The organism is Cronobacter dublinensis subsp. dublinensis LMG 23823 (genome assembly GCF_001277235.1).
In the GTDB taxonomy this organism is placed as follows: domain Bacteria; phylum Pseudomonadota; class Gammaproteobacteria; order Enterobacterales; family Enterobacteriaceae; genus Cronobacter; species Cronobacter dublinensis.
This window is the reverse complement of sequence record NZ_CP012266.1, coordinates 1,169,585-1,192,697: the sequence shown is the minus strand read 5'-3', so window position 1 is coordinate 1,192,697 and position 23,113 is coordinate 1,169,585. Positions and strand designations below refer to the sequence as shown.

Annotated in this window: 20 protein-coding genes and 1 other annotated feature; of the genes, 6 read left to right on the top strand and 14 right to left on the bottom strand. The window is 60.7% G+C overall.

Features of this window, described 5'->3' with window-relative positions; genetic code table 11:
- Nucleotides 1-92: 92 nt before the first annotated feature.
- On the bottom strand, nt 93-320 hold the full coding sequence (locus tag AFK67_RS05435; RefSeq protein WP_032967362.1) for a hypothetical protein: 228 nt from the start codon (nt 318-320) through the stop codon (nt 93-95).
- Nucleotides 321-621: 301 nt separating this feature from the next.
- Here AFK67_RS05435 and copA point away from each other — a divergent pair, with 301 nt between their 5' ends.
- The 3 genes from copA (at nt 622) to ybaK (ending at nt 4,735) form a co-directional block, all read left to right on the top strand.
- A complete protein-coding gene (gene copA, locus AFK67_RS05430; RefSeq protein WP_007724717.1) occupies nt 622-3,129 on the top strand; it encodes a copper-exporting P-type ATPase CopA in 2,508 nt (835 codons plus the stop codon).
- 127 nt (nt 3,130-3,256) lie between these two features.
- Entirely contained in the window at nt 3,257-4,054 is a 798-nt protein-coding gene (locus AFK67_RS05425) for a TraB/GumN family protein (protein WP_007724709.1), read from the top strand.
- Between the two features lie 201 nt (nt 4,055-4,255).
- Nucleotides 4,256-4,735 (top strand): Cys-tRNA(Pro)/Cys-tRNA(Cys) deacylase YbaK, encoded by a 480-nt coding sequence (gene ybaK / locus AFK67_RS05420; RefSeq protein ID WP_007724706.1) that lies wholly within the window; start codon nt 4,256-4,258, stop codon nt 4,733-4,735.
- Nucleotide 4,736: 1 nt separating this feature from the next.
- On the opposite strand, the gene ushA is transcribed toward ybaK, so the two are convergent.
- Nucleotides 4,737-6,389, bottom strand: a complete 1,653-nt coding sequence (gene ushA / locus AFK67_RS05415; protein WP_038884053.1) for a bifunctional UDP-sugar hydrolase/5'-nucleotidase UshA — start codon at nt 6,387-6,389, stop codon at nt 4,737-4,739.
- A gap of 522 nt (nt 6,390-6,911) precedes the next feature.
- Here ushA and ybaL point away from each other — a divergent pair.
- Nucleotides 6,912-8,594, top strand: coding sequence for a YbaL family putative K(+) efflux transporter (gene ybaL, locus AFK67_RS05410; protein ID WP_007724694.1), 1,683 nt, complete (start codon nt 6,912-6,914; stop codon nt 8,592-8,594).
- A 115-nt stretch (nt 8,595-8,709) separates the two neighbouring features.
- Here ybaL and AFK67_RS05405 read toward each other — a convergent pair whose 3' ends face one another.
- The 12 genes from AFK67_RS05405 to AFK67_RS05350 form a co-directional block, all read right to left on the bottom strand.
- Entirely contained in the window at nt 8,710-10,014 is a 1,305-nt protein-coding gene (locus AFK67_RS05405; RefSeq protein ID WP_007713718.1) for an inosine/guanosine kinase, read from the bottom strand.
- Nucleotides 10,015-10,077: 63 nt separating this feature from the next.
- Nucleotides 10,078-11,040 carry a ferrochelatase gene (gene hemH, locus AFK67_RS05400; RefSeq protein WP_007713721.1) on the bottom strand — a complete coding sequence of 321 codons (963 nt, stop codon included), beginning with the start codon at nt 11,038-11,040 and terminating at the stop codon, nt 10,078-10,080.
- A 120-nt stretch (nt 11,041-11,160) separates the two neighbouring features.
- Nucleotides 11,161-12,315: a glycerate kinase gene (locus AFK67_RS05395; protein ID WP_007713725.1), complete on the bottom strand. Its 1,155-nt coding sequence runs from the start codon at nt 12,313-12,315 to the stop codon at nt 11,161-11,163.
- A gap of 10 nt (nt 12,316-12,325) precedes the next feature.
- Complete coding sequence (locus AFK67_RS05390; protein ID WP_007713728.1) at nt 12,326-13,591, bottom strand: GntP family permease; 1,266 nt, start codon at nt 13,589-13,591, stop codon at nt 12,326-12,328.
- Between the two features lie 120 nt (nt 13,592-13,711).
- The gene (locus tag AFK67_RS05385; RefSeq protein WP_038884056.1) at nt 13,712-14,845 is read right to left on the bottom strand and encodes a sugar diacid recognition domain-containing protein; all 1,134 of its coding nucleotides are present in this window, start codon (nt 14,843-14,845) and stop codon (nt 13,712-13,714) included.
- Between the two features lie 146 nt (nt 14,846-14,991).
- A complete protein-coding gene (gene adk / locus AFK67_RS05380) occupies nt 14,992-15,636 on the bottom strand; it encodes an adenylate kinase (protein WP_007713731.1) in 645 nt (214 codons plus the stop codon).
- Between the two features lie 311 nt (nt 15,637-15,947).
- Complete coding sequence (htpG, locus tag AFK67_RS05375) at nt 15,948-17,822, bottom strand: molecular chaperone HtpG (protein WP_038884058.1); 1,875 nt, start codon at nt 17,820-17,822, stop codon at nt 15,948-15,950.
- A 159-nt stretch (nt 17,823-17,981) separates the two neighbouring features.
- Nucleotides 17,982-18,587: a recombination mediator RecR gene (recR, locus tag AFK67_RS05370; protein ID WP_007713735.1), complete on the bottom strand. Its 606-nt coding sequence runs from the start codon at nt 18,585-18,587 to the stop codon at nt 17,982-17,984.
- 177 nt (nt 18,588-18,764) lie between these two features.
- Nucleotides 18,765-19,097, bottom strand: a complete 333-nt coding sequence (locus AFK67_RS05365) for a YbaB/EbfC family nucleoid-associated protein (protein ID WP_004386900.1) — start codon at nt 19,095-19,097, stop codon at nt 18,765-18,767.
- 81 nt (nt 19,098-19,178) lie between these two features.
- Nucleotides 19,179-21,164 carry a DNA polymerase III subunit gamma/tau gene (dnaX, locus tag AFK67_RS05360; RefSeq protein WP_032966587.1) on the bottom strand — a complete coding sequence of 662 codons (1,986 nt, stop codon included), beginning with the start codon at nt 21,162-21,164 and terminating at the stop codon, nt 19,179-19,181.
- Nucleotides 19,782-19,846, bottom strand: a sequence feature (DnaX frameshifting element). It overlaps the preceding gene by 65 nt.
- An 89-nt stretch (nt 21,165-21,253) precedes the next feature.
- A complete protein-coding gene (apt, locus tag AFK67_RS05355; protein WP_007713738.1) occupies nt 21,254-21,805 on the bottom strand; it encodes an adenine phosphoribosyltransferase in 552 nt (183 codons plus the stop codon).
- A 151-nt stretch (nt 21,806-21,956) separates the two neighbouring features.
- A complete protein-coding gene (locus AFK67_RS05350; protein ID WP_007713740.1) occupies nt 21,957-22,334 on the bottom strand; it encodes a DUF454 family protein in 378 nt (125 codons plus the stop codon).
- Nucleotides 22,335-22,400: 66 nt separating this feature from the next.
- Between AFK67_RS05350 and priC the strand changes: the two genes are divergently transcribed.
- Nucleotides 22,401-22,916, top strand: coding sequence for a primosomal replication protein PriC (priC, locus tag AFK67_RS05345; RefSeq protein WP_007713742.1), 516 nt, complete (start codon nt 22,401-22,403; stop codon nt 22,914-22,916).
- A gap of 27 nt (nt 22,917-22,943) precedes the next feature.
- A complete protein-coding gene (rsmS, locus tag AFK67_RS21580) occupies nt 22,944-23,096 on the top strand; it encodes a pleiotropic regulatory protein RsmS (RefSeq protein ID WP_007713744.1) in 153 nt (50 codons plus the stop codon).
- The last annotated feature ends 17 nt before the right edge of the window (nt 23,097-23,113 follow it).

Genomic DNA, 23,113 nt, shown 5'->3' with positions numbered 1-23,113 from the left:
CCGAACACTGTTCACCCCGGATCCCGGCATTCATTAAGGGATGATAACGCACGACGCCCCATACAGGCTGGCAGAAACTATCACGCGCGACTTCAATGCGCCCCGATCGCCTTTTTTCCCAGAAACCAGCCAGCTAACGCGCCGAGCAGGGCCAGTAACGGGGTTCCCACCAGAAAGATAAGAAAGTTTTGCGACATTTGATCTTCCCCATACACGGGGCCAACCACTAACCGACATACCACAGGCAAAATCAGCAGCATTAGCGCTGCGCCGCATACTGCCCCGATCACAGCAAAAAGCGATAATTTCAGACATTTCATAACATTTTCCAGAACCTGATTTTCGGTGAGGGGCAGCCACGCCGCTATGTCGTCATACTAACGCCTGAAAACACCCCGGCGGAATGATTCAACGCTACCAGAAAAAACCACACGCTTTAGCGTGATTTTGTCAGGCTATTGACTGAATTTCCCAAATTCAGGCGCTGATTTACGCATCCCGTCCTGTCCGCAATTTAAATCCTTGACCTTCCCCTTGATGGAAGGTTTACGCTGAATAACAGTAGAACGAATACGATTTTCTGGTCAACCTGAGGCTGACCGTTTACCGAGGAGACAACGTATGTCGAACACCATCGAACTGGCCCTGGACGGGCTTTCCTGCGGGCACTGCGTGAAACGGGTGAAAGAGAGCCTGGAGCAACGCCCGGACGTGGAGCGCGCTGACGTGACCATTGAACATGCCAGCGTTACTACCAGCGCCTCTGCGGATGCGCTTATTGAAACGGTGAAACATGCCGGCTACGACGCGGCGCTCGCACACCCAAAGGCTAACCCGCTGACAGAGTCATCAACCCCGTCGGAAGCACTGACAGCGGCGCAACCTGAGCTTCCGGCAGCGAATACCGCGGATGAGGACGACAGCCGACAGCTGCTTATCAACGGCATGAGCTGCGCCAGTTGCGTGAGCCGCGTTCAGAACGCCCTTCAGGGGGTGACGGGCGTCACGCAGGCGCGGGTCAACCTGGCGGAGCGCACGGCGCTGGTGATGGGCCATGCGTCCGCCGATGAACTGATTGCGGCCGTAGAAAAAGCGGGTTACGGCGCAGAAGCGATTGATGACGACGCCGAACGCCGCGAGCGCCAGCAGCAGACCGCGCAGGCGGCGATGAAGCGCTTTCGCTGGCAGGCGGCGCTTGCCCTCGTCGTCGGCGTGCCGGTGATGATCTGGGGCATGGTCGGCGACAACATGATGGTCACCGACGCCAACCGGTCGCTGTGGCTGGTCATCGGCCTTATCACGCTCGGCGTGATGATTGTCGCAGGCGGGCACTTCTACCGCAGCGCCTGGAAAAGCCTGCGCAACCGCAGCGCGACAATGGACACGCTGGTCGCGCTTGGGACCGGTACGGCGTGGCTCTACTCTATGAGCGTTAACCTCTGGCCGCAGTGGTTCCCGATGGAGGCGCGCCATCTTTATTACGAAGCCAGCGCCATGATTATCGGCCTGATTAACCTCGGCCATATGCTGGAAGCCCGCGCGCGTCAGCGCTCCTCGAAGGCGCTGGAGCGGCTGCTCGATCTCACGCCGCCCGTCGCGCGCGTGGTCACGCCGGATGGTGAAAAAAACATGCCGCTGGCGCAGGTGACGCCGGGCATGACGCTGCGCCTTACCACCGGCGATCGCGTGCCGGTGGATGGCGACATCACCGACGGCGAAGGCTGGTTTGACGAAGCGATGCTGACCGGCGAACCGGTGTCGCAGCAAAAAGCCGCAGGCGACAGCATTCACGCCGGCACGGTGGTTCAGGACGGCAGCGTGCTGTTTCGCGCCGCCGCGGTGGGCAACCACACCACGCTGTCGCGCATTATCCGCATGGTGCGCCAGGCGCAGAGCAGCAAGCCGGAAATCGGCAAGCTGGCCGACCGCATCTCGGCGGTCTTCGTGCCGGTGGTGGTGCTGATTGCGCTTTTCAGCGGGGCCGTCTGGTTCTTCGCGGGCCCCGCGCCGCAAGTAGTCTATACGCTGGTCATTGTTACCACGGTGCTTATCATCGCCTGCCCGTGCGCGCTGGGGCTCGCCACGCCGATGTCGATTATCTCCGGCGTCGGGCGCGCGGCGGAGTTCGGCGTGCTGGTGCGCGACGCCGACGCGCTGCAGCGGGCGAGCGACGTAGACACGCTGGTATTCGATAAAACCGGCACGCTGACCGAAGGCAAGCCGCAGGTGGCAGCGATAGCGACCACAGGCGGGCTGTCAGAGGCCGAGGCGCTGGCCCTTGCCGCCGCTCTTGAGCAGGGCTCCAGCCATCCGCTGGCGCGCGCCATCATCGAACGCGCCGAAGGGGCTTCCCTGCCCGCCATCAGCGGTTTCAGAACGCTGCGCGGGCTGGGCGTGAGCGGCGAGGCGCAGGGTAAAGGGCTGCTGCTCGGTAATCAGGCGTTGCTTGAGGAAAATGGCGTGGCGACCGACGCGCTGCACGAAGAAGCGCAACGTCAGGCGGGCCTTGGCGCCACGCCGGTGCTGCTGGCGGTGGACGGTACGCTTGCCGCCCTCTTCGCCATTCGCGATCCGCTGCGTGAAGACAGCGCCGCCGCGCTGGCGCGTCTGCATCGTGAAGGCTACCGGCTGGTGATGCTGACCGGCGACAACGCCGTGACCGCCAACGCCATCGCCCGCGAGGCGGGCATTGACGAGGTGATCGCAGGCGTGCTGCCGGACGGCAAAGCGCAGGCCATTAAGCAGCTCCAGCAGGCGGGCCGCAAGGTGGCGATGATTGGCGACGGCATTAACGACGCCCCGGCGCTGGCTCAGGCGGAAGTGGGTATCGCGATGGGCGGCGGGAGCGACGTGGCAATTGAAACCGCCGCTATCACGCTGATGCGCCATAGCCTGACGGGCGTCGCCGACGCGATGGCCATCGCCAAAGCGACGCTCGGTAATATGAAGCAGAACCTGCTGGGGGCCTTTATCTATAACGCGCTCGGTATTCCCATCGCGGCGGGGATCTTGTGGCCGCTCACCGGCACGCTGCTGAACCCGGTGGTCGCCGGGGCGGCGATGGCGCTGTCGTCGATTACCGTCGTGAGTAACGCCAACCGGCTGCTGCGCTTTACGCCAAAACCATAATGTCAGGCCCGCTCCGGCGGGCTTTTTTGTAGGGCGATCCCGCAATGGCGGGCAGCCCGGCCCCCCGCTCGTTTGCACCCGTCCCGTCTGCGCGTTAGCATGGCTTTTTTACTCAGGGAATGTGGTTATGGGCCTGTTACGTCGTCTGCGCACCTGGTTTGACAGCCTGCGTCCCGGTTATCCGTGGCCAGCGGTAGATATTACGCTGCCCGGCGGCCGCTACCTGCACCTGGTCGGCAGCATTCATATGGGCACGCCCGATATGTCGCCGCTGCCCGCCCGCCTGGTGGAAAAGCTAAAGCGCGCCGATGCGTTGATTGTCGAAGCCGATATCCGCGGCGACGCCTCGCCCTTCGGCGATCCGCCGCCCTGCCCGCCGCTGCGCGAGCGTCTCGACGAGGCGCTGTTCAGCCAGCTTGCAGCGCTGATTGATGACCTGGCGCTGCCGCTCTCCCGCCTCGACGACCTGCCGCTGTGGCAGGTGGCGCTGATTTTGCAGGCGCACCAGGCGCAGCGCCTCGGCCTGCGCCCCGATTTCGGCATTGATTATCAGCTGTTAAACGCCGCCCAGTCGCATCAGGTGGCAGTCAAAGAGCTGGAAGGCGCGCAAAGCCAGGTGGCGCTGCTGCGCCGTCTGCCGCAGGACGGCCTGGCGCTGCTGGAAGATACCCTGACCCACTGGCACACCAACGCGCGGCTGCTGCAGATAATGATTGGCTGGTGGATGGCGCGCTCGCCGCAGGCTGATAACGTCGCGCTGCCGAATACCTTCAGCGCCGAGCTCGGCGATATGCTGATGCAGCAGCGCAACCGCCAGTGGCACACGTATTTACTGACGCTGCCGCCGGGCCGCTATGTAGTGGCGGTCGGCGCGCTGCATCTCTATGGTGAAGACAACCTGCCGGCGATGTTCCGCGCGCCATAAAAAAGAAGGCCAGTATCGCTACTGGCCCGTCAAAGAGGAACTCTCGTTATTTTAATTATGCCGTTCGCGGCCGCGAACGGGTACAGCGATTGTCGCGCAATCCATACACGCTGCCAATATAATCCCGCAAGCTGGTACAATTTTTTCGGCCCTCACCGGCGCTATGCTGTGCCGACAGGCCACGGAAATGAGAAGGAAAAGATGACGCCCGCCGTTAATTTACTGGAAAAAAACAAGATACCTTTCACGCTGCACGCCTATGAGCACGATCCGGGTGAAACCAACTTCGGCGATGAAGTGGTGCGCAAGCTCGGACTCAACGCGGAGCAGGTCTATAAAACGCTGCTGGTGGCGGTGAATGGCGATATGAAACAGCTGGCGGTCGCCGTGACGCCGGTTGCGACGCAGCTTGATTTAAAAAAGGTCGCGAAGGCGCTGGGCGCTAAGAAAGTGGAAATGGCGGACCCGATGATTGCGCAGCGCACCACGGGTTATCTGGTGGGCGGCATCAGCCCGCTTGGGCAGAAAAAGCGCCTGCCGACGCTGATAGACGCGCCAGCCCGCGACTTCCCGGCCATTTATATCTCTGGCGGCAAGCGCGGGCTGGATATCGAACTGGCGGCGGCGGATTTAGCGAGGCTGCTGAACGCGCAGTTCGCTGATATCGCCCGCCGCGACTGAGTTACTGCCAGCTCACCTCGCCTTTCGGCTCGAAGGCGTTTACATCCAGCGGCGAGCTCTGCTGGATGTACTGTTTCAGCACTTCCGCATCCACAAATCCGGTGTTGACGTAGCCTGGCTTTTTATCGATGGGCGGATAACCGTCGCCGCCGGTGGCGTTAAAGCTGAGCGTCGCCATGCGGTAGGTTTTCGCCGGATCGACCGGTTCGCCTTTGATTTTCAGGTCATTGAGCGCGCCGCCTGACGCCGTAAAGCTCACATTGGCAAACTGCGGATAGGCGCCGGAATCGGGTTTTTTCTGCGCCACCGCCGTCAGGTACTCCACGACTTCTTTACCGGTCATATCGACATACACCAGCGTGTTGCCGAACGGCTGTACCTTGAGCACATCTTTATAGGTAATGTCGCCGCCTTCGATGGAGTCGCGAATGCCGCCGCCGCTCATGACCGCGAAATCGGCCCCGGTGCGCGCAATCTGCGCGTTAAGAATTAAGTGCCCCATGCTGGTCTGCACAAAGCGGACCTTGCTGCGGTCGCCCTCAAGACGCCCGTTGACGCTGCCGATTTTCACCATCAGCTGCGCCTGGCCCTTTTTCTGGAATGGCGTCAGCAGCGAGAGCATCTGCGGGTTCTCCGGGATCTGCGGCGTGTAAAGCACGCGCTCGCTCTCGCCGTTATCCCAGGTCACTTTTTTCTTCAGGTTGATGGGGATGAGCTGATAGCGCACCAGCTTCATTTCGCCGTTGCGGAACTGGAAATCAGCGCGGCCAACATATTTGCCCCATTCGTGGGCCTGGACAATCCAGGTGCCGTTTTGCCTGTCCGGCGCGCAGGGCGTGCCAGGCACGTAGTCGACCTGCTTTTTATTTTCCGATGCCATACAGACCGGATCCTGCGAGTGACCGCCCACTATCATGGTAAGCGCCCCCGGCGGCAGCGCGCGCGCCAGCTCGACATCCCCCGGCGCGTTAGAGCCGTGATCGCCGTTGTCGTAATGGCCCATGTGGGTGGCGGCGATAATCACGTCCGGTTTTTCATTCTGCTGAAGCTCCTGAATCACCAGTTTCGCCTCATCGGCAGGCTTGCGAAATTCGATATCGGTGAAAAACTCCGGGTTGCCGATTTTCGCCGTGTCGTCGGTCGTAAGCCCGATCACGGCGATTTTAATGCCCTGCGGTTTGAAAATAGCCCAGGGTTTGAAAAGCCGCTCATTGGTGCTTTTCTGGTAGATATTGGCGGAGAGCAGCGGGAATTTGGCCCATTTTTGCTGCTGGCGCAGGACGCTTAGCGGGTTGTCAAACTCATGGTTGCCGACGGCCATCACATCGTAGCCGATAAGGTTCATACCGCGAAAATCGGGCTCGGCGTCCTGGAGATCGGATTCCGGTACGCCGGTGTTGATATCGCCGCCGGAGAGCAGCAGCACGCTGCCGCCCTGCGCCGTCACCTCACGGCGCACGCTGTCGACCAGCGTTTTTTGCGCCGCCAGACCATATTCGCCATATTCGTTACGCCAGAAATGACCGTGATGATCGTTGGTGTGCAAAATGGTGATGTTATACGTTTTATCCTGCTCCCAGGCCGCTGCGCCGCCGCTCAGCAGGCTAAGCCCCGCCAGCAACGCGACAGCCAACCCTTTTCTGGCTAACCCCATGACAACTCTCCCTATCCGTAACGTGAAATGCTGAAATTACAGCGCCAGCCGAACATACTCAACTTTGTTTTCATATTTGCGACTTTCCTCAAAACCGCGTGTCAGCCAGCCGCCATGTTTACGCCTTATTCACAAAGCGGGCTTTTAGGCCGTTATCTGCAAAAAATCGCAGCCACGGGCTAAATCCTGATGATTGCTATCATCTTGCAGTCATGTCCCTGTCAAAAAATCATCATTTGGCGCGAAAAGCTCGCCATTGCAGCCAGGTTAACATTTTTCTGGCCTGAAAGACCTGCTTTCCTGAAAATAAAGCGAGACCTGTCCCGACCGCTCCCCCTCATCGCATCTTGGTTTTCTCAGGATAATATGCAGTTCTGCGGTCAATTCGCATTTTTTGCGGTTAACGGACGATTTAGGAAAGTTTTCGCTAATTTTTTACCCCGCGCTGCCGAAAATTGTCATAAACTGTTACGAGTTGCACACAAAACACCCGGTGTACCCCATTCAACGAAAGGAGACGGAATGCATCACGCCACACCGCTTATCACCACACTTGTCGGTGGCCTTGTTCTGGCCTTTATTCTCGGTATGCTCGCCAACCGGCTGCGCATCTCACCGCTGGTGGGATATCTGCTGGCGGGCGTGGTGGCCGGGCCGTTCACGCCCGGTTTTGTCGCGGATACGAAGCTTGCGCCGGAGCTGGCGGAGCTTGGCGTGATCCTGCTGATGTTCGGCGTGGGTCTGCATTTCTCACTGAAGGATCTGCTGGCGGTAAAGTCTATCGCCATACCCGGCGCAATTTTGCAGATAGCCGTGGCGACGCTGCTTGGCGTGGGGCTGGCCTCCTTCCTTGACTGGTCGCTGATGACCGGCATTGTTTTCGGTCTGTGTCTCTCCACCGCCAGTACGGTCGTGCTGCTGCGCGCGCTTGAGGAGCGGCAACTTATCGACAGCCAGCGCGGGCAAATCGCCATCGGCTGGCTTATCGTCGAAGATTTAGTGATGGTGCTGACGCTGGTGCTGCTGCCCGCCGTCGCCGGTATGCTGGAGAAAGGCGATCTGGGCCTCGCGACGCTGAGCCTCGACATGGGGATTACGCTTGGCAAAGTGATTGCCTTTATCGCGTTGATGATGCTGGTGGGCCGTCGTCTGGTGCCGTGGATCCTGGCGCGCAGCGCGGCGACCGGCTCGCGCGAGCTGTTTACGCTGGCCGTACTGGCGCTGGCGCTCGGCATCGCCTTCGGCGCGGTGGAGCTGTTTGACGTCTCCTTTGCGCTCGGCGCGTTTTTCGCGGGCATGGTGCTGAATGAATCCGAGCTCAGCCATCGCGCCGCGCACGACACGCTGCCGCTGCGCGACGCCTTCGCGGTGCTGTTTTTCGTCTCGGTCGGGATGCTGTTTGACCCGATGATTCTGGTCCAACAGCCGCTGGCGGTGCTCGGCACGCTGCTGATTATCCTGTTCGGCAAGTCGCTCGCGGCGTTTATCCTGGTGAAGCTGTTCGGCCACTCGCGCCGTACCGCGCTAACGATTGCGGTGAGCCTCGCGCAGATTGGCGAGTTCGCGTTTATTCTGGCCGGGCTCGGCATGGCACTGAATCTGCTCCCACAGGACGGGCAGAACCTGGTGCTGGCGGGCGCGATCCTCTCCATTATGCTCAACCCGGTGCTGTTTGTGCTGCTGGAGCGCTTTCTCTCGCGCCACGACGAGCTGGAGGAGCAGACGCTCGAAGAGGCGATGGAAGAAGAGCAGCAGAACCCGGTGGATGTCTGCAATCATGCGCTGCTGGTGGGGTACGGGCGCGTTGGCAGCCTGCTTGGCGAGAAGCTTATCGCCGAGGGGATTCCGCTGGTGGTGGTAGAGACCTCGCGCCCACGCGTGGAGGCGCTGCGCGAGCGCGGCGTTCGCGCGGTGCTTGGCAATGCGGCCAACGAGCAGACCATGGCGCTTGCGCACCTCGACTGCGCGCGCTGGCTGCTGCTGACTATCCCGAACGGTTATGAGGCCGGTGAAATCGTCGCCACCGCGCGCGAGAAGCGCCCGGATATCGAGATCATCGCCCGCGCCCATTATGACGACGAGGTGGATTACATCACCGAGCGCGGCGCGAATGTCGTGGTGATGGGCGAGCGCGAAATTGCGAGCACAATGCTGCGGATGCTCGATAAACCCGAGCAGGCGCAAGAGGTGTTGAGCCACAGTTGACGCAGTGGCGGCGGGTAAAGGTGGGTGCGCATTCGCTCACCCACCTTACGCAGAAACAGACGTCGGAGCCCCGTAGGGCGTGTAAGCGCAAGCGCACCCGCCGCTCCCGCTACACTTACCGCTCCCAGTACGCCTCTTCGAGGCTGTCCTCGCGCTCCGGCAGGCCGCGCGTGAGACGCGGCGAATGCTGGTTGAGCACCTGATAGCTCACACGGTTCGCGTATTTACACACCTGCGCCAGCGACGAATAGGTCAGCCAGATGTACTTATGCTTGCTGGAATTCGGCACGTTGGTGCGGTGGTAATTATTGGCGGTGATGTCATGCAGCAGCGCCGCCAGCGCGCCATCCCCTGCGCCGTTGGTGTTCATTATCTTCTCCGGCCCGCCCATGTACGGCGCGATATGGGAGAAAATACGCAGCGGCTGCTCGCAATCCTTAAAGCGCATCGCGCGGCTGAACTCATACTGGTTGAATTCCGGGATAGCGCCCGGCAGCAGCGGATGCTGCGTTTTGCGCTTGCCTTCGTCTTCGGTAAAGCCCGCCATGTAGAGCCCCACCGGCCCGGCGGTGCAGAGCACCAGATCCACCCAGTCGAGCGCCTTATTGGACGCCAGCAGCGGGTCGCTCTCGCCGGTCAGCGCCTCGCCCTCTTCTTCGTTCATCGCCAGAATCGACACATGCTCTTTGAGGAAATCGCGCCACCACTGCGGGTTATCGGCAATCACATATTTGGTGCCGAGCGTCAGCACGACCGGCACGTTATGTTTTTTGGCGTAACGGATGGCGGTCATGGTGGCTTCCGGCATCGGCTCGCCGGGTTTGCAGCGTACCAGATAAGAGGTCAGCACCAGCGCCGACGCGCCTGCGATGACGGCCTCGGGAATGCTTTCCGGGCGCAGCTGGTTCATGTGGCCCGGGCTGATGGCGAAGGTGCGCTCGCCCTGCTCGCTTATCAGCGTGAAGCAGCGGCCAATCGCGCCGTCCACGCCCTGCAGATAGTTGAGATCGGTACGGCTGGAGGTGTTGCAGAGATAACGATAGGCGTAGCTGCCAATCTGCACGTTATTGCACATGACGCCCAGCAGCACCGAGCGGTCGTCCGCCAGCACCGAGTAGTTGTGCATGGTGTTGCCAATGGTGCCCCCGGCGAACTGGTGGGTTATCAGGTTTTCGCGCACCAGCTCCTGATACAGCGCTTCGGCGATATCGTCTTCGATAACCAGCGAATGGCCGAGGCTCAGGCCGTAGCGTTCAATAAACGCGTCATCCACGCGGGCTTCGATATCCACCAGCGTCTGGTCGATACCCACCACCCAGGAGGCGCTGATGTCGCTTTCGGGTTGAATTTGTTGCAGGAGCGGATCGCGATCGCTGACGGGAAAATAGTGTTTGGACTTACGTTTGCCGGGAAATTTCATGGTCTTGCGTGCAGGTAACTATTCAGGCGGTGAATGTTAGCACACTCACCGCCCGCCACGCGATTAACGGTAACGGTCTACCAGTTCCTTCATCATCGCAATGTGCGCCGGTTCATCATTAAGCGCCGGAATGTATTCATACTTTTCGCCACCCGCCTCGATGAAAATTTCCCGGTTCTGTTCGGCGATTTCCTCCAGCGTCTCCAGACAATCCGAGGAGAAGCCCGGACACATCACCTGAATATGCTTCACGCCTTTTTCGCCGAGCATTTTCATGGTCTCGTCGGTGTACGGCGTCAGCCACGGCTCGCGGCCAAAGCGCGACTGGAAGGTCATCATGATTTTTTCCGGCGCGATGCCGAGGGCGGAGACCAGCTCGCGGGTCGTGTCACGACAGCGCTGCGGATAGTCGTCGCCCTCGTCGGCGTAACGCTGCGGAATGCCGTGATAGGAAAGCAGCAGCAGATCCGGCTCGCCATGTTTCTCAAACGAGCGCTGTACCGACTGTACCAGCGCGCTGATGTAAGTCGGCTCGCAGGCGTAATCGCGAATCAGCGTCATCGACGGCAGTTTACGATAGCGGGCGGTGATTCGCGCCAGCTCGTCCCACACCGCCGCGACGGTGGAGCAGGAATATTGCGGATAGAGCGCGAGCACGATGATGTGATCGACATGCTGGTCGAGCAGCTTCTGCACGGCGCTGTCAAGCGACGGCTGGCCGTAGCTCATGCCGAGCGCCACCGGCACGTCGCCGAGCGCCGCGCTCAGGGCTTTCTCCTGACGACGGCTGTAGACCATCAGCGGCGAGCCCTCTTCCATCCAGATGGATTGGTAGAGTTTCGCCACGCGCGGGGAACGCAGCGGCAGGATCACGCCGCGCAGCAGCGGCCACCAGATAACGCGCGGCACGTCGACGACGCGTCGGTCGCTTAAAAACTGTTTCAGATAACGCTTTACGGCTGAAGGCGTCGGCGCCTGCGGGGTGCCGAGATTGACTAATAAAACGCCGCTTTTCACTGACTGCATCACGGTTCCTCATTGATATCCGGCGCGGACGGCGCGCCTGACAGAGTCAGGCACACCGCTGCGAATGAAAATCATTGTAACGTAAAACGAATTTACCGGAACCGATAACAGCAAAAGGCGCTAGCGGTGGTTCTGCGCCATGCGCCAGAGCGCCGCCACGTTGCGGGCCGTCACGCGCAGGTTGCGCGCGGCGTCGTCCAGCGCCTCCTCCAGCGTGACGATACGATCCAGCACGGAGAATGCGGCGTCGATGCCGTGCTCGTGGACCACCTGATAATCGGGCGTCAGGCTACCGGCAATCGCTACTACCGGGCGCTGAAACTGCTTCGCGACGCGCGCCACGCCCACCGGCGTTTTACCATGAATGCTCTGGCTGTCGAGCCGCCCTTCGCCAGTAATGACCAGATCCGCGTCACGCACCGCCTGCGCGAGTCCCAGCGTTTCCGTGACAATATCAATACCGGGGCGCAGCTGCGCATTAAGCATACCGAGCAGCGCCGCGCCCATGCCCCCCGCCGCACCCGCGCCCGGCGCGCTGATGATGCTTTTACCGGTAATAGCTTCGAGCGTTACGCCAAAGCGGCGCAGCGCGGCGTCAAGCTGTGCCACCATTTCCGGCGTCGCGCCCTTCTGCGGCCCGAAGATAGCCGAGGCCCCCTTCGCGCCGCACAGGGGGTTATCGACATCGCACGCGACCGTAAACCGGGTATGCGCCAGCCGTGGGTCGAGCCCGGACATTTCTATATACTCAAGGGCGGCAAGCGACGCGCCGCCCGGCAGCAGGCCGCGCTGCTGGCTATCGAGAAAGCGCACGCCGAGCGCCTGCATCATACCCGCGCCGCCATCGTTGGTGGCGCTGCCGCCGATGCCGATGATAATCGCTTTTACGCCGCTATCGAGCGCCGCCAGGATAAGCTCCCCGGTGCCGAAGCTGGTGGTGATGCGCGGGTCGCGCTGCGCGGGCGGCACGAGATGCAGCCCGGAGGCCGCAGCCATTTCGATAACCGCCGTTTCGCCGTCGCCGAGCACACCATAGAAGCCCTCGACCCGGTTGCCGAGCGGCCCCGTGACCGGCACCTGGACGATATGCCCGCCGGTTGCGGCGACCATCGCCTCGACGGTGCCCTCGCCGCCATCGGCCATCGGCAGGCGTACATAGGTAGCCTGCGGGTAGATCTCGCGAAAGCCCGCCTCGATAGCCGTCGCGACATCCATAGCGCTCAGGCTTTCCTTAAATGAATCCGGGGCGATAACGATTTTATTCAGGGTTGTCATGGTTCATTCCTTAAGCAGCAACACCCAACACGCCAAACATCAGCGCCGACACGGTGGCAATGGTAAAGCCCACCAGCGTTTCATACGGTAAGAGTTTAAGACGTTCATGCACGGTCATCCCGACGCTGCCGCCGGTCGCGTGGAAAAAACTGCCATGCGGTAGATGGTCAAGCACCGTCGCGCCCGCATGGATCATCGCGGCGCCTGCCAGCCCGCTGACGCCGAGCTCAAGCAGCGTATGGCTGAAAACGGCAGACGCCACGGCGGTGCCTGCGGTGGTGGAGGCGGTCGCCATCGACATCAGCGTGCCGGAAAGCGGCGCCAGCAGCCAGGCGGGCAGCCCGGTATGGGTCAGCGTGTCGATAAGCACATCTTTCAGCCCGGAGTTGGCGATAATGCCCGCCAGCGCGCCGGTGCCGAGCAGCATAATCGCCACCGGCGCCATACGGCTTAGGCCGGAAACCATAAACGTGTTGCACTGGCGCAGACGCCCCATCAGCAGCGCGCCCGCAAGGCCGCCCGCCGGCAGCGCGATGAGCGGGTCGACGGCGATACCCGCAATGGGGCGCAGCGACAGCAAAAGAATCGCCACCAGCGGCGCGCTGATGGCCGCGGCGAAGCCCGGGCGCGGCCCGGTATCCTCAATCGGCAGCTCCTGCGCGCTGACACGGCTGCCTTTATGACTGAGACGGTTCGCCAGAAAACAGGCCATCGCCAGCCCGACCAGGCCCGGCACCACACCGGCCAGCATCACGGAAGTGAGCGGTACGTGGAAGTTATCCGCCGCGGCGATGGTATTTGGGTTCGGCGACATCACGTTGCCCGCTTTGCCGCCGCCAATCATGGCGAGCAAAATGGCGATACGCGAGATGCCCGCGCGCTGGGCGATAGAGAGCGCGATAGGCGCGACGGTGATCACCGCCACGTCGATAAAGACGCCGACCGCCGTCAGGATCAGCGTGGCGATAGCCAGCGCCAGCAGGCTGCGCTTCTCGCCCACTTTGCGCACGATGGTTTCGGCGATGGTATGCGCCGCGCCGGACTCAATCAGCACGCCCGCGAGCACGCCCGCCGCGAGAATGCGCAGCACGGCGTTAGTGATGCCCTGCGCGCCCTGGATCATCAGGCTGACCGTATGGACGAGATCCGCGCCGCCGACCAGCCCGCCCGCCAGCGCTCCGGCCAGCATGCCGTAGGCGGGCGGCACTTTACGCAGGATAAGAACAATCGCGACGACTAACGCCGTCAGCGCCCCGAGAGTGGATACTGTTGTCATTATTGTTTTCTCGTTGAGGTAAGAGTCAGGACAACATAGCGTCGCGAAAGGGGGAATGCCTGAGCGAAACCCACAAAGAACGCGCGCCGCTACCCCCTGTTGTTTGTGGGTTTCTACAAATTACGCCTGCGTGAGCATGCCGACGTAAAGCTGGAGACAGTCAGATAACTGATTGATTTTGAGGCCGGTTATCGCCTCGACGCGCTGTAGCCGGTAGCGCAGGGTGTTGACGTGAATATGCAGCGCGCTGGCCGTCTGCGCCTGCTCACAATTTCGGGAAAAATAGCCGCGCAGCGTCTGGCGCAGCACGCCTTTTTCATCGTGCTGCGAAAGCCGACGCCAGGGCGCGCCAAGCTCCTCCGCCCGCCAGTCGTCGCCGAGATCGCACAGCAGCGCCGCCAGCGGATTTTCATCATAGACCAGCGTTTTGTGGCGCAGCTTAAGGCGTCGCGCCATCGACTGGGTGGCGCGCGCCGCGCGCAGCGAACGGGACGGCCCGGCGTCGCCTGCGTAAAAGCCGCCGATAATCAGCCGCACGTTAAAACGCCCCTGCCAGAGCGCATGCAGATGTTGCGCCTGACGCCGGTCCTGCTGCTCGCTCCACTGCCCGCTCTCAAGGCTCGCCGGGCGCAGCATTACCATTTCGCTAAAGCCGGTCATGGCGAACAACGCCTCGCGCTCTTCGCGCTCCAGTTCGGCCAGCAGTTCGCGCATCTGCTGCGGATTGCCGTCCCGTAGTTCGATAATCCAGGCGATGCGCGGCACGTCCAGCGCGACGCCAAGCCACGCCGCCATCGATTCGCGCGCCTCGCGCTCGCCGCCGCCCGACAGCAGCTGGAGCGTGAGCTCTTCGCGATAACGCTTCTCCCACTGGCTTTGCTCAAGCAGCGCCGCCTGCTCGACCATCAGCTCGGCGGCCATTTTCACCAGCTCGCCGCTGGCGCGCACCTGCGCGGGTTCGCCTGAAATACCGATGACGCCAATCTGGCGCTGGCGAAAACAGAATGGCAGGTTGATGCCGGGGCGCACACCCTTGAGGTGGCGCGCGGTGGCGGCATCTATCTCCACCACACGACTTTCAGCAAGCGCCAGCAGCGCCCCTTCGTGGCGCTCCATCAGTCGTGCAGGATCGCCTGAGGCGATGATGACGCCATGGCTGTCCATCACGTTGACCGGATAATCGATGATGCTCATGGCGCGCCGGACAATCAGCCTTGCGGTGGACTCATCCAGCAGCGGAGTCTGTCTGAACATGCGGTGTTCCCTGTGTATTAACCCGCCCACGTTATACGCCGTCAGACGGAGAAATTTAAGGCGTGAGTGGAAAAAGCGCGGCGCAAAGGGAGGAGGCAGAAAGCAAAACGCCGGGCTCAGCCCGGCGTCAGTCATACGAAGGCGGTTTAGCCGAGGATTTTTTCCAGTTCGGCGCGCACGTCGCTCACGGCTTTGGTGCCGTCGACTTTGGCGTAACGGGTGTTGCCCGCTTCCGCTTCTTTACGGTAGTAGCCGATCAGCGGCTCGGTCATCTCATGGTATTCCACCAGACGCTTACGCACGGTTTCTTCCTGATCGTCTTTACGCGTGGTCAGTTCTTCACCGGTTACGTCGTCTTTGCCTTCCACTTTCGGCGGATTGAATTTGATGTGGTAAACGCGACCAGAGGCGGCGTGAACGCGGCGACCCACGATACGATCGACAATCAGTTCATCCGGTACGTCGAATTCCAGCACGTAGTCAACGTTGATGCCCGCGTCCTTCATGGCGTCCGCCTGAGGAATGGTGCGCGGGAAACCGTCCAGCAAAAAGCCGTTGCGGCAATCGTCCTGTGCGATACGCTCTTTGACCAGCGCAATGACCAGCTCGTCGGTAACCAGCTTGCCGGCGTCCATGATGTCTTTCGCCTGTTTGCCCAGCTCAGAGCCGGATTTCACTGCGGCGCGAAGCATATCACCGGTGGAGATTTGCGGAATGCCGTATTTCTCCATGATGAATTGTGCCTGAGTCCCCTTTCCTGCGCCCGGAGCGCCGAGCAGAATAATACGCATTGCGTAATTCTCCATACGTTTGCATTTTCACTACGTGATTGAAGCGAAAACCATACCATTAAAGGCGCTATCCCGACAACAAACGCGGCGGATGGTGAATGGTTTCACCGGGGCGTGGCATGCAGAAAATGGCGTATGCGATATAAAAAAGGCGGGCACGCGAGCGTGTCCGCCTTTTTATGGGTGATGGGATGAGGAGACGTTTTACGATGGCGGGTGCGCGTTGCTTACCCGCCCTACGCTAATACAATGCACTTGTAGGGTGGGTAAGCGTTAGCGCACCCACCTTTCCAGTCCCATCCCGACAGCTATCAGGAGACCAGCAGCTGGTTCATACGGCGGATAAACTGGTTCGGATCCTCAAGCGTACCGCGCTCGGCGAACAGCGCCTGGTCGAGCAGCAACTCTACCCACTCCTTGAACTGCGCCTCATCCTGGGTATCGGCGGTGCGTTTCACCAGCTGATGATCCGGGTTGAGTTCAAAGATGTATTTCACTTCCGGCACCGCCTGGCCCGCCGCGGCGAAGAGTTTCGCCATCTGGGTGCTCATCTCGTCGTTGTCGGTGGTGACAATCGCCGGCGTATCGGTAAGACGGTGCGTCAGACGCACTTCCTTCACGCGCTCGCCCAGCAGCGTTTTAACGCGATCCACGAACGGCTCTAGCGCTTTTTCCGCTTCTTTCGCGCTTTCATCCACCTCGTCGGCCAGTTTCTCCAGCGACTCGTCAGCTTTCGCCACCGACTGGAACGCTTTGCCGTCGAACTCGGTGAGATAGCTCATCATCCACTCGTCGATGCGATCGGAAAGCAGCAGCACTTCGATGCCTTTCTTACGCAGCAGTTCCAGATGCGGGCTGCTCTTCGCGGCCGCGTAGCTGTCGGCGGTGATGTAGTAAATTTTCTCCTGCCCTTCTTTCATGCGGGAGACGTAGTCTTCCAGCGATACGGTCTGCTCGGAGGAATCGGTATGGGTAGAGGCAAAACGCAGCAGTTTGGCGATAGCCTCCTGATTGCCATTGTCCTCCGCCGGGCCTTCTTTCAGCACCAGGCCGAACTGTTTCCAGAACGTCTGATATTTCTCAGCGTCGTCTTTCGCCAGTTTATCGAGCATCTGCAGTACGCGTTTGGTCAGCGCGCTGCGCAGGTTGCGGGTAATGGTACTGTCCTGGAGGATTTCACGCGAGACGTTAAGCGGCAGATCGTTGGAATCAATCAGACCGCGCACAAAGCGCAGATAGTTCGGCATGAACTGCTCGGCGTCGTCCATGATAAAGACGCGCTGGACGTAGAGTTTCAGCCCATGTTTATGGTCACGGTTCCACATGTCCCACGGGGCCTGCGAAGGGATGTACAGCAGGCTGGTGTATTCCTGCTTGCCTTCGACGCGGTTATGGCTCCAGGTCAGCGGGTCGGTGAAATCGTGGGCGATGTGCTTATAGAACTCGGTGTACTCTTCGTCTTTGATTTCGCCTTTGCTGCGGGTCCACAGCGCCTGCGCTTTGTTGATTTTCTCCCAGGAGACAACGGTTTCGCCGTCTTTCTCTTCGCGGGTTTCAATCTCAACCGGCAGCGCGATATGGTCAGAGTATTTGCTGATGATGGAGCGCACGCGCCAGTCGTTTAAGAACTCATCTTCGCCTTCACGCAGGTGCAGCGTGATCTCGGTGCCGCGATCCGCTTTGGTGATATCGGCAACGGTATATTCGCCTTCGCCTTCCGATTCCCAGAACACCGCTTCGTCGGCGCCTGCGCCCGCCGCGCGGGTGCGCACGGTGACTTTATCCGCCACGATAAACGCGGAATAGAAGCCTACGCCGAACTGGCCGATAAGCTGGCTGTCTTTCGCCTGGTCAGAGCCCATCGATTCGAGGAATGCTTTGGTGCCTGATTTCGCGATGGTGCCAAGATGGTCGATAACCTCATCGCGCGTCATGCCGATGCCGTTATCGGCGATAGTCAGGGTGCGGTTGTCTTTATCAAACGAGACGCGCACGCGCAGGTCGCCGTCGCCCTCATAGAGATCGGGGCTGGAAAGCGCGCGAAAGCGCAGTTTGTCCGCCGCATCCGAGGCGTTGGAGATAAGCTCGCGCAGGAAAATCTCTTTATTTGAATAGAGAGAATGGATCATCAGGTGCAGAAGCTGTTTTACCTCTGACTGAAAACCACGGGTCTCTTGTCCTTTCATAATGGTGATACCTCAACAAAACAGGCCACAGTGAACAAAAACGGTTGAGGCAGAGATGGGGATAGCGGGGAAACTTTTCAAGCGGCGGAAAAAACGGCATGTGTTAACTGGTTAAAAGCCGCGCAATGCGGCTTTGTGCAAAAGAGAAGATAAAACGGCTCAGAAGGTCATTTTGTGGCGGCCCGCCAGCGAGTGCGAGAGCGTGGTGCCGTCCACCATTTCCAGCTCGCCGCCCACCGGCACGCCGTGCGCGATGCGGCTGGCGTCAACGCCATACTGGGCGCAGAGCTCAGCGATGTAATTGGCGGTCGCCTCCCCTTCCACCGTCGGGTTGGTGGCGAGAATAATCTCTTTCAGCGTCTCCGTTTCCAGACGCTGCTCCAGGCGGTCAAGCCCGATATCGTCGGGGCCGATGCCGTCGAGCGGCGAAAGATGCCCCATCAGCACAAAATAACGGCCTGAGAACTGCCCGGTCTGCTCGATGGCATGAATATCCGCCGGGCTTTCCACCACGCAGATCTGTCCGTTTTCCTGACGACGCGGGTTGGTGCAGATATTACATTTTTCCTGCTCGGTGAACGTGCGGCAGTCGGCGCAGTGGCCTATCTCCGACATCGCGCGGGTCAGCGCCTGAGCCAGACGCATGCCGCCGCTGCGATCGCGTTGCAGCAGCGTAAACGCCATGCGCTGTGCCGATTTCGGGCCCACGCCCGGCAGGCAGCGCAGGGCTTCCATCAGTTGAGTCAGCAGAGGACTGGTCTGCATGAAGACATTCCTTAACAACGAACAAAGCGTGTAGATTACCACCTGCGCCTTTGTGCACGCACTGTAAACCTCATGGTAAAAGCATAGCCCAGAGGAGACGCACGGCGGGAAAACGAGAGTGGCGAGGAACTGCGCGGAAAAGCGGGACGACAGGAGAGCCCTGTCGTCCCGGGGGCATCAGAACGGCATCTTAAAGCCCGGCGGCAGCTGCATGCCGGAGGAAACGGAAGCCATTTTTTCTTTCTGCGTCTCTTCGATGCGGCGAGCGGCGTCGTTAAACGCGGCAGCGACCAGATCTTCCAGCATCTCTTTGTCGTCTTCGAGCAGGCTCGGATCGATCTCCACGCGACGGCAGTTGTGCGCGCCGTTGATGGTGACTTTTACGAGGCCCGCGCCAGATTCGCCCGTGACTTCCAGCTGAGCGATTTCTTCCTGCATCTTCTGCATTTTTTCCTGCATCTGCTGGGCCTGTTTCATCAGGTTGCCCAGACCGCCTTTACCACCAAACATAAGCTTCTCTCTTTGCTTCAGGTCGCTGACGGCAGGGCCGACAGCGAGGCCAGGGGTTACAACAGACAGCGATACTGCCTGTCAAAGGGGGCGAATACTCTCTTCATCCAGATCCGCGTCGAAGAAACGACGCAGCGTCTGGATATTGGCATCCGCGATAATCGCTTCTCTCGCCTGTGCGAGTTTCTCTTCGTAGATCGCCTGCCGCCATTCCAGCGGCGTCCGGTGCGCAAGATTATCATCTTCAATGATAGTCAGTTCAACCGGGGCGCCGTACAAAACGCCCAGCGCGTCGGCGAGGGTTTTCTGCGCCGACGCGGAGTTCAGGTGGCGCTGCGAGGGTCGCAGATGCAGACAGATTTTCGCGCCGTCCTGTTCTTTCCAGGCGTTAAGCGCGACTTGCTCCACCAGCTTCGGCACCTGTAAACGGCTCACTTCCGCCGCCCACGCGTCGCGCGTGACGGCCTCTTCGGCGAGCTTCGCGGCAAGTTCCGGGGTTTTCTCGTGCTCCAGCGCCTTTTTCAGCGCGCGCGGCGTGGCGACGGGGGCCTGCTGCGCCTGCGGCACGATATTTTTCGCTTTCCAGCGATACGCCTCTTTTTTAGCCGGCGTCTCGTCTTTCACGACCGCGGGCCGGGACTGCACGCGCTCGGTCACGGACGCCAGCCGCTCAAGCGCGCTGTTATTCACCGGCCGCGCTGTGGCTGGCGCTGCCGGTTCATTCTTTTTTGGTTTGGCCGCTCCCTGGGCGCGCTGCAGCTGGCTGCGCGCCTGTAGAAGCTGGCTTGTCGTGTCGGGCAGCGGCGTCTGCGCGGCGGGCTGAGACGGCGACTCGGGTTGAGGCGGCGCCTGATACTGCGCCACGGCCAGGTTCTGCACGGGCTGCGGCGGCTGAACCTGCGGTTGAGGGGCAGGTGTGGCGTTCACGACCGGGAGCACCGCCGCAGGCTGAACGTCGCGCTCAGGCTCCGGCAGCGGCGCGCGCGGGTGAAACGCCAGCGCGCGCAGCATCGTCATCTCAACGCCCATCCGGCGCTCCGGCGCCCAGGGCAGCTCTTTGCGTCCGATAAGCAGCGTCTGGTAATAAAGCTGAATATCGCCCGGCGGCACGGTGCGCGCGAGTTCGCGCAGGCGCTGCTCCAGCGGGGCCATATCCGCGCCAGGCGCTGACGGCGAGAGTTGTACCATCGCCACGCGATGCAGCAGGCCGAGCATTTCGACCAGCAGCGCCTCCCACTCGACGCCGCGCGCGGCGGCATCGTTGATTTGCTGCATCACGCGTTCGCCGTCGGCGGCGACCAGCGCCTCAATCAGGCTCAGCGCCTGATCGTCATCGAGCGTGCCGAGCATCGCGCCCACCGCCTGGGTAGTCACCTGGCCGTCGCCGCTGGCGATCGCCTGATCGGTCAGGCTCAGCGCGTCGCGCAGGCTGCCGTCGGCGGCGCGGGCCAGCAGTTGCAGCGCGCGCGGCTCGTGGCTGATGCCTTCCTGCGTCAGGATATGTTCAAGCTGCTGGCGGATTTGATCGGGATCGAGCGCCCGCAGATGGAACTGCAGGCAGCGGGAGAGGATCGTCACCGGCAGCTTTTGCGGATCGGTGGTCGCGAGCAGAAATTTCACATGCGCCGGCGGCTCTTCCAGCGTTTTCAACAGCGCGTTGAAGCTGTGGCGCGAGAGCATGTGCACTTCGTCGATAAGGTAAACTTTAAAGCGGCCGCGGGCTGGCGCGTACTGGACGTTATCCAGCAGATCGCGGGTATCTTCCACTTTGGTGCGCGAGGCGGCGTCGATTTCAATCAGATCGACGAAACGCCCCTGCTCGATTTCACGGCAGTTGTCGCACACGCCGCACGGGGTGGCGGTGATGCCGGTTTCACAGTTCAGCCCCTTCGCCAGAAGACGGGCGATAGAAGTCTTGCCGACGCCGCGCGTACCGGAAAACAGGTAGGCGTGGTGAATTCGGCCCAGCGATAAACCGTTCGCCAGGGCGGTGAGCACATGCTCCTGGCCGACGACGTCAGCAAAGGTTTGTGGGCGCCATTTTCGGGCTAAGACCTGATAACTCATGGGCAGGCTCTGAAACGCTTGAGTGGTGGATTCTGAAGGGGTCATGCTAACACAGCCCCACCCGATGGGCGAGGCTGCCGGGAAGAAGATCAGTGGCCCGGGAACGGCACGAGGCTGTAGCAGGTGATGCCCTGCTTATTGAGGCGCGCTTCGCCGCCGATGTCGAACAGATTAATAATGAACGCCGCGTCGGTGACCTCGCCGCCGAGACGACGGATGAGCTTCACGGTGGCTTCAATGGTGCCGCCGGTCGCCAGCAGATCGTCGACCACCAGCACTTTATCGCCAGGCTTAATCGCGTCGACGTGGATCTCCAGCTGATCGGTGCCGTACTCAAGCTCGTAGCTCTCCGCGATGGTTTCGCGCGGCAGTTTACGCGGCTTGCGCACCGGGACAAAACCCACGCCGAGCGCCAGCGCGACCGGCGCGCCGAACAGGAAACCGCGCGCTTCGGTACCCACGACTTTCGTGATGCCCGCGTTCTTGTAGCGCTCCACTAACAGTTCGATGCTCAGGGCATAGGCTTTGGGATCTTCCAGCAGGCTGGTGACGTCACGAAAGAGAATGCCCGGCTTCGGGTAATCCTGAATGCTTTTGATGCTGTTTTTAAGAAATTCAAGCTGCTGCGCAGTTGCGGTCATGGATGTATGCCTGATAAAAACGGTATTACTCACAGGTTGCCGGAGACGGTCGCAGGGAGAAGTTGTTTACCCTTTAACCAACGGCGCCTGTACTCGAAAACGCTCGAATTTACTGGCTGCGCGCGGCAATTGCAACCACTGCGGGTACGCTTTACGGGTTTTGTTGTTTTTCATCAACGACCGGGATGCGCCACATGAAAATCAGCAGCCCGCTTAAGATGACCAGCAGCATGACTCGCACCCAAAAAATCCTCACCATCCACAGTGAGATAGCGAAAGTCGCGAGGATAACGAGTATCGCGCGCGGCTTCGCGCCCGGCGGCATCGCCCGGTATTGCTGCCAGTGCCGCAAATAGCCGCCAAACCAGGAGCGATACAGCAGCCAGTGGTGAAAACGCGGCGAGGAGCGCGCGAAACACCAGGCGGCCAGCAGCAGAAACGGCGTCGTCGGCAGAAGCGGTAGCACCACGCCCAGCGTCGCCAGCACTACCGCCAGCCACCCGAGGATGAGTAAAATAGTCCTTTGCATAATCGTACTCGCGAAACCAGGTGAGTTACTGTAGCACAGCGCGCATGGCCTAACGCCCGGAGTCACATGAGAACCCCCCTATTATTGCAATCGCTTAAGGCTCGCGTCGAAAGCCTTCATCAGCAGCTTGGCCCGTTGGCCGGACAGCGTCACTTTTCGCCGCGCTTCGATCGCCAGCTGTTTTCACATGGCGGCACGCGGCTTGGTGATTATCTGACGGAAGCAGGCGAAAGCCTTGCCCATCTGGAAGCCGCAGTGGCGCAAGGCGATGCGGCGCGCGTGGCGTGGCTTGCCGAACGGCTCGTGCTGCAAATCGAAGCGTTACAGCGTGAGGCGGCCACCGCCGCGCTGCGCCGTCATGAGAACGCGCATCTGCCTGGCGGGCGGCTGCACGCACGTCTTGCGCAGTATCAGGAGTATGAGCGGCGCCTGCTGGCGATGAAAGCCGAACGCGAACAGCGACGCGCCGTCCATGATGACCCGCAGCTTCAGCGTGAAATTGAAGCCCTCGGCGAGCGTCTCGCACGCTGTCGTACCGCCATTACCCGTACGGAGCGGGCGCTTGAGCGTATTACACGCTAAACCTGTATCACTGAGAGGAGAGAAACGATGTCGCTTGAACAAGCCCCTGATGAAGTAAAGCTCGCGGTGGATTTGATTATGCTGCTGGAGAATCATGATATCGCGCCGCAGACGGTGCTGGCGGCGCTGGAGATCGTGCGTGACGACTTTCTGCGCAAGCTGCGCGAACAGGAGAAGTAAGCGCCCCCTCCTTTCTT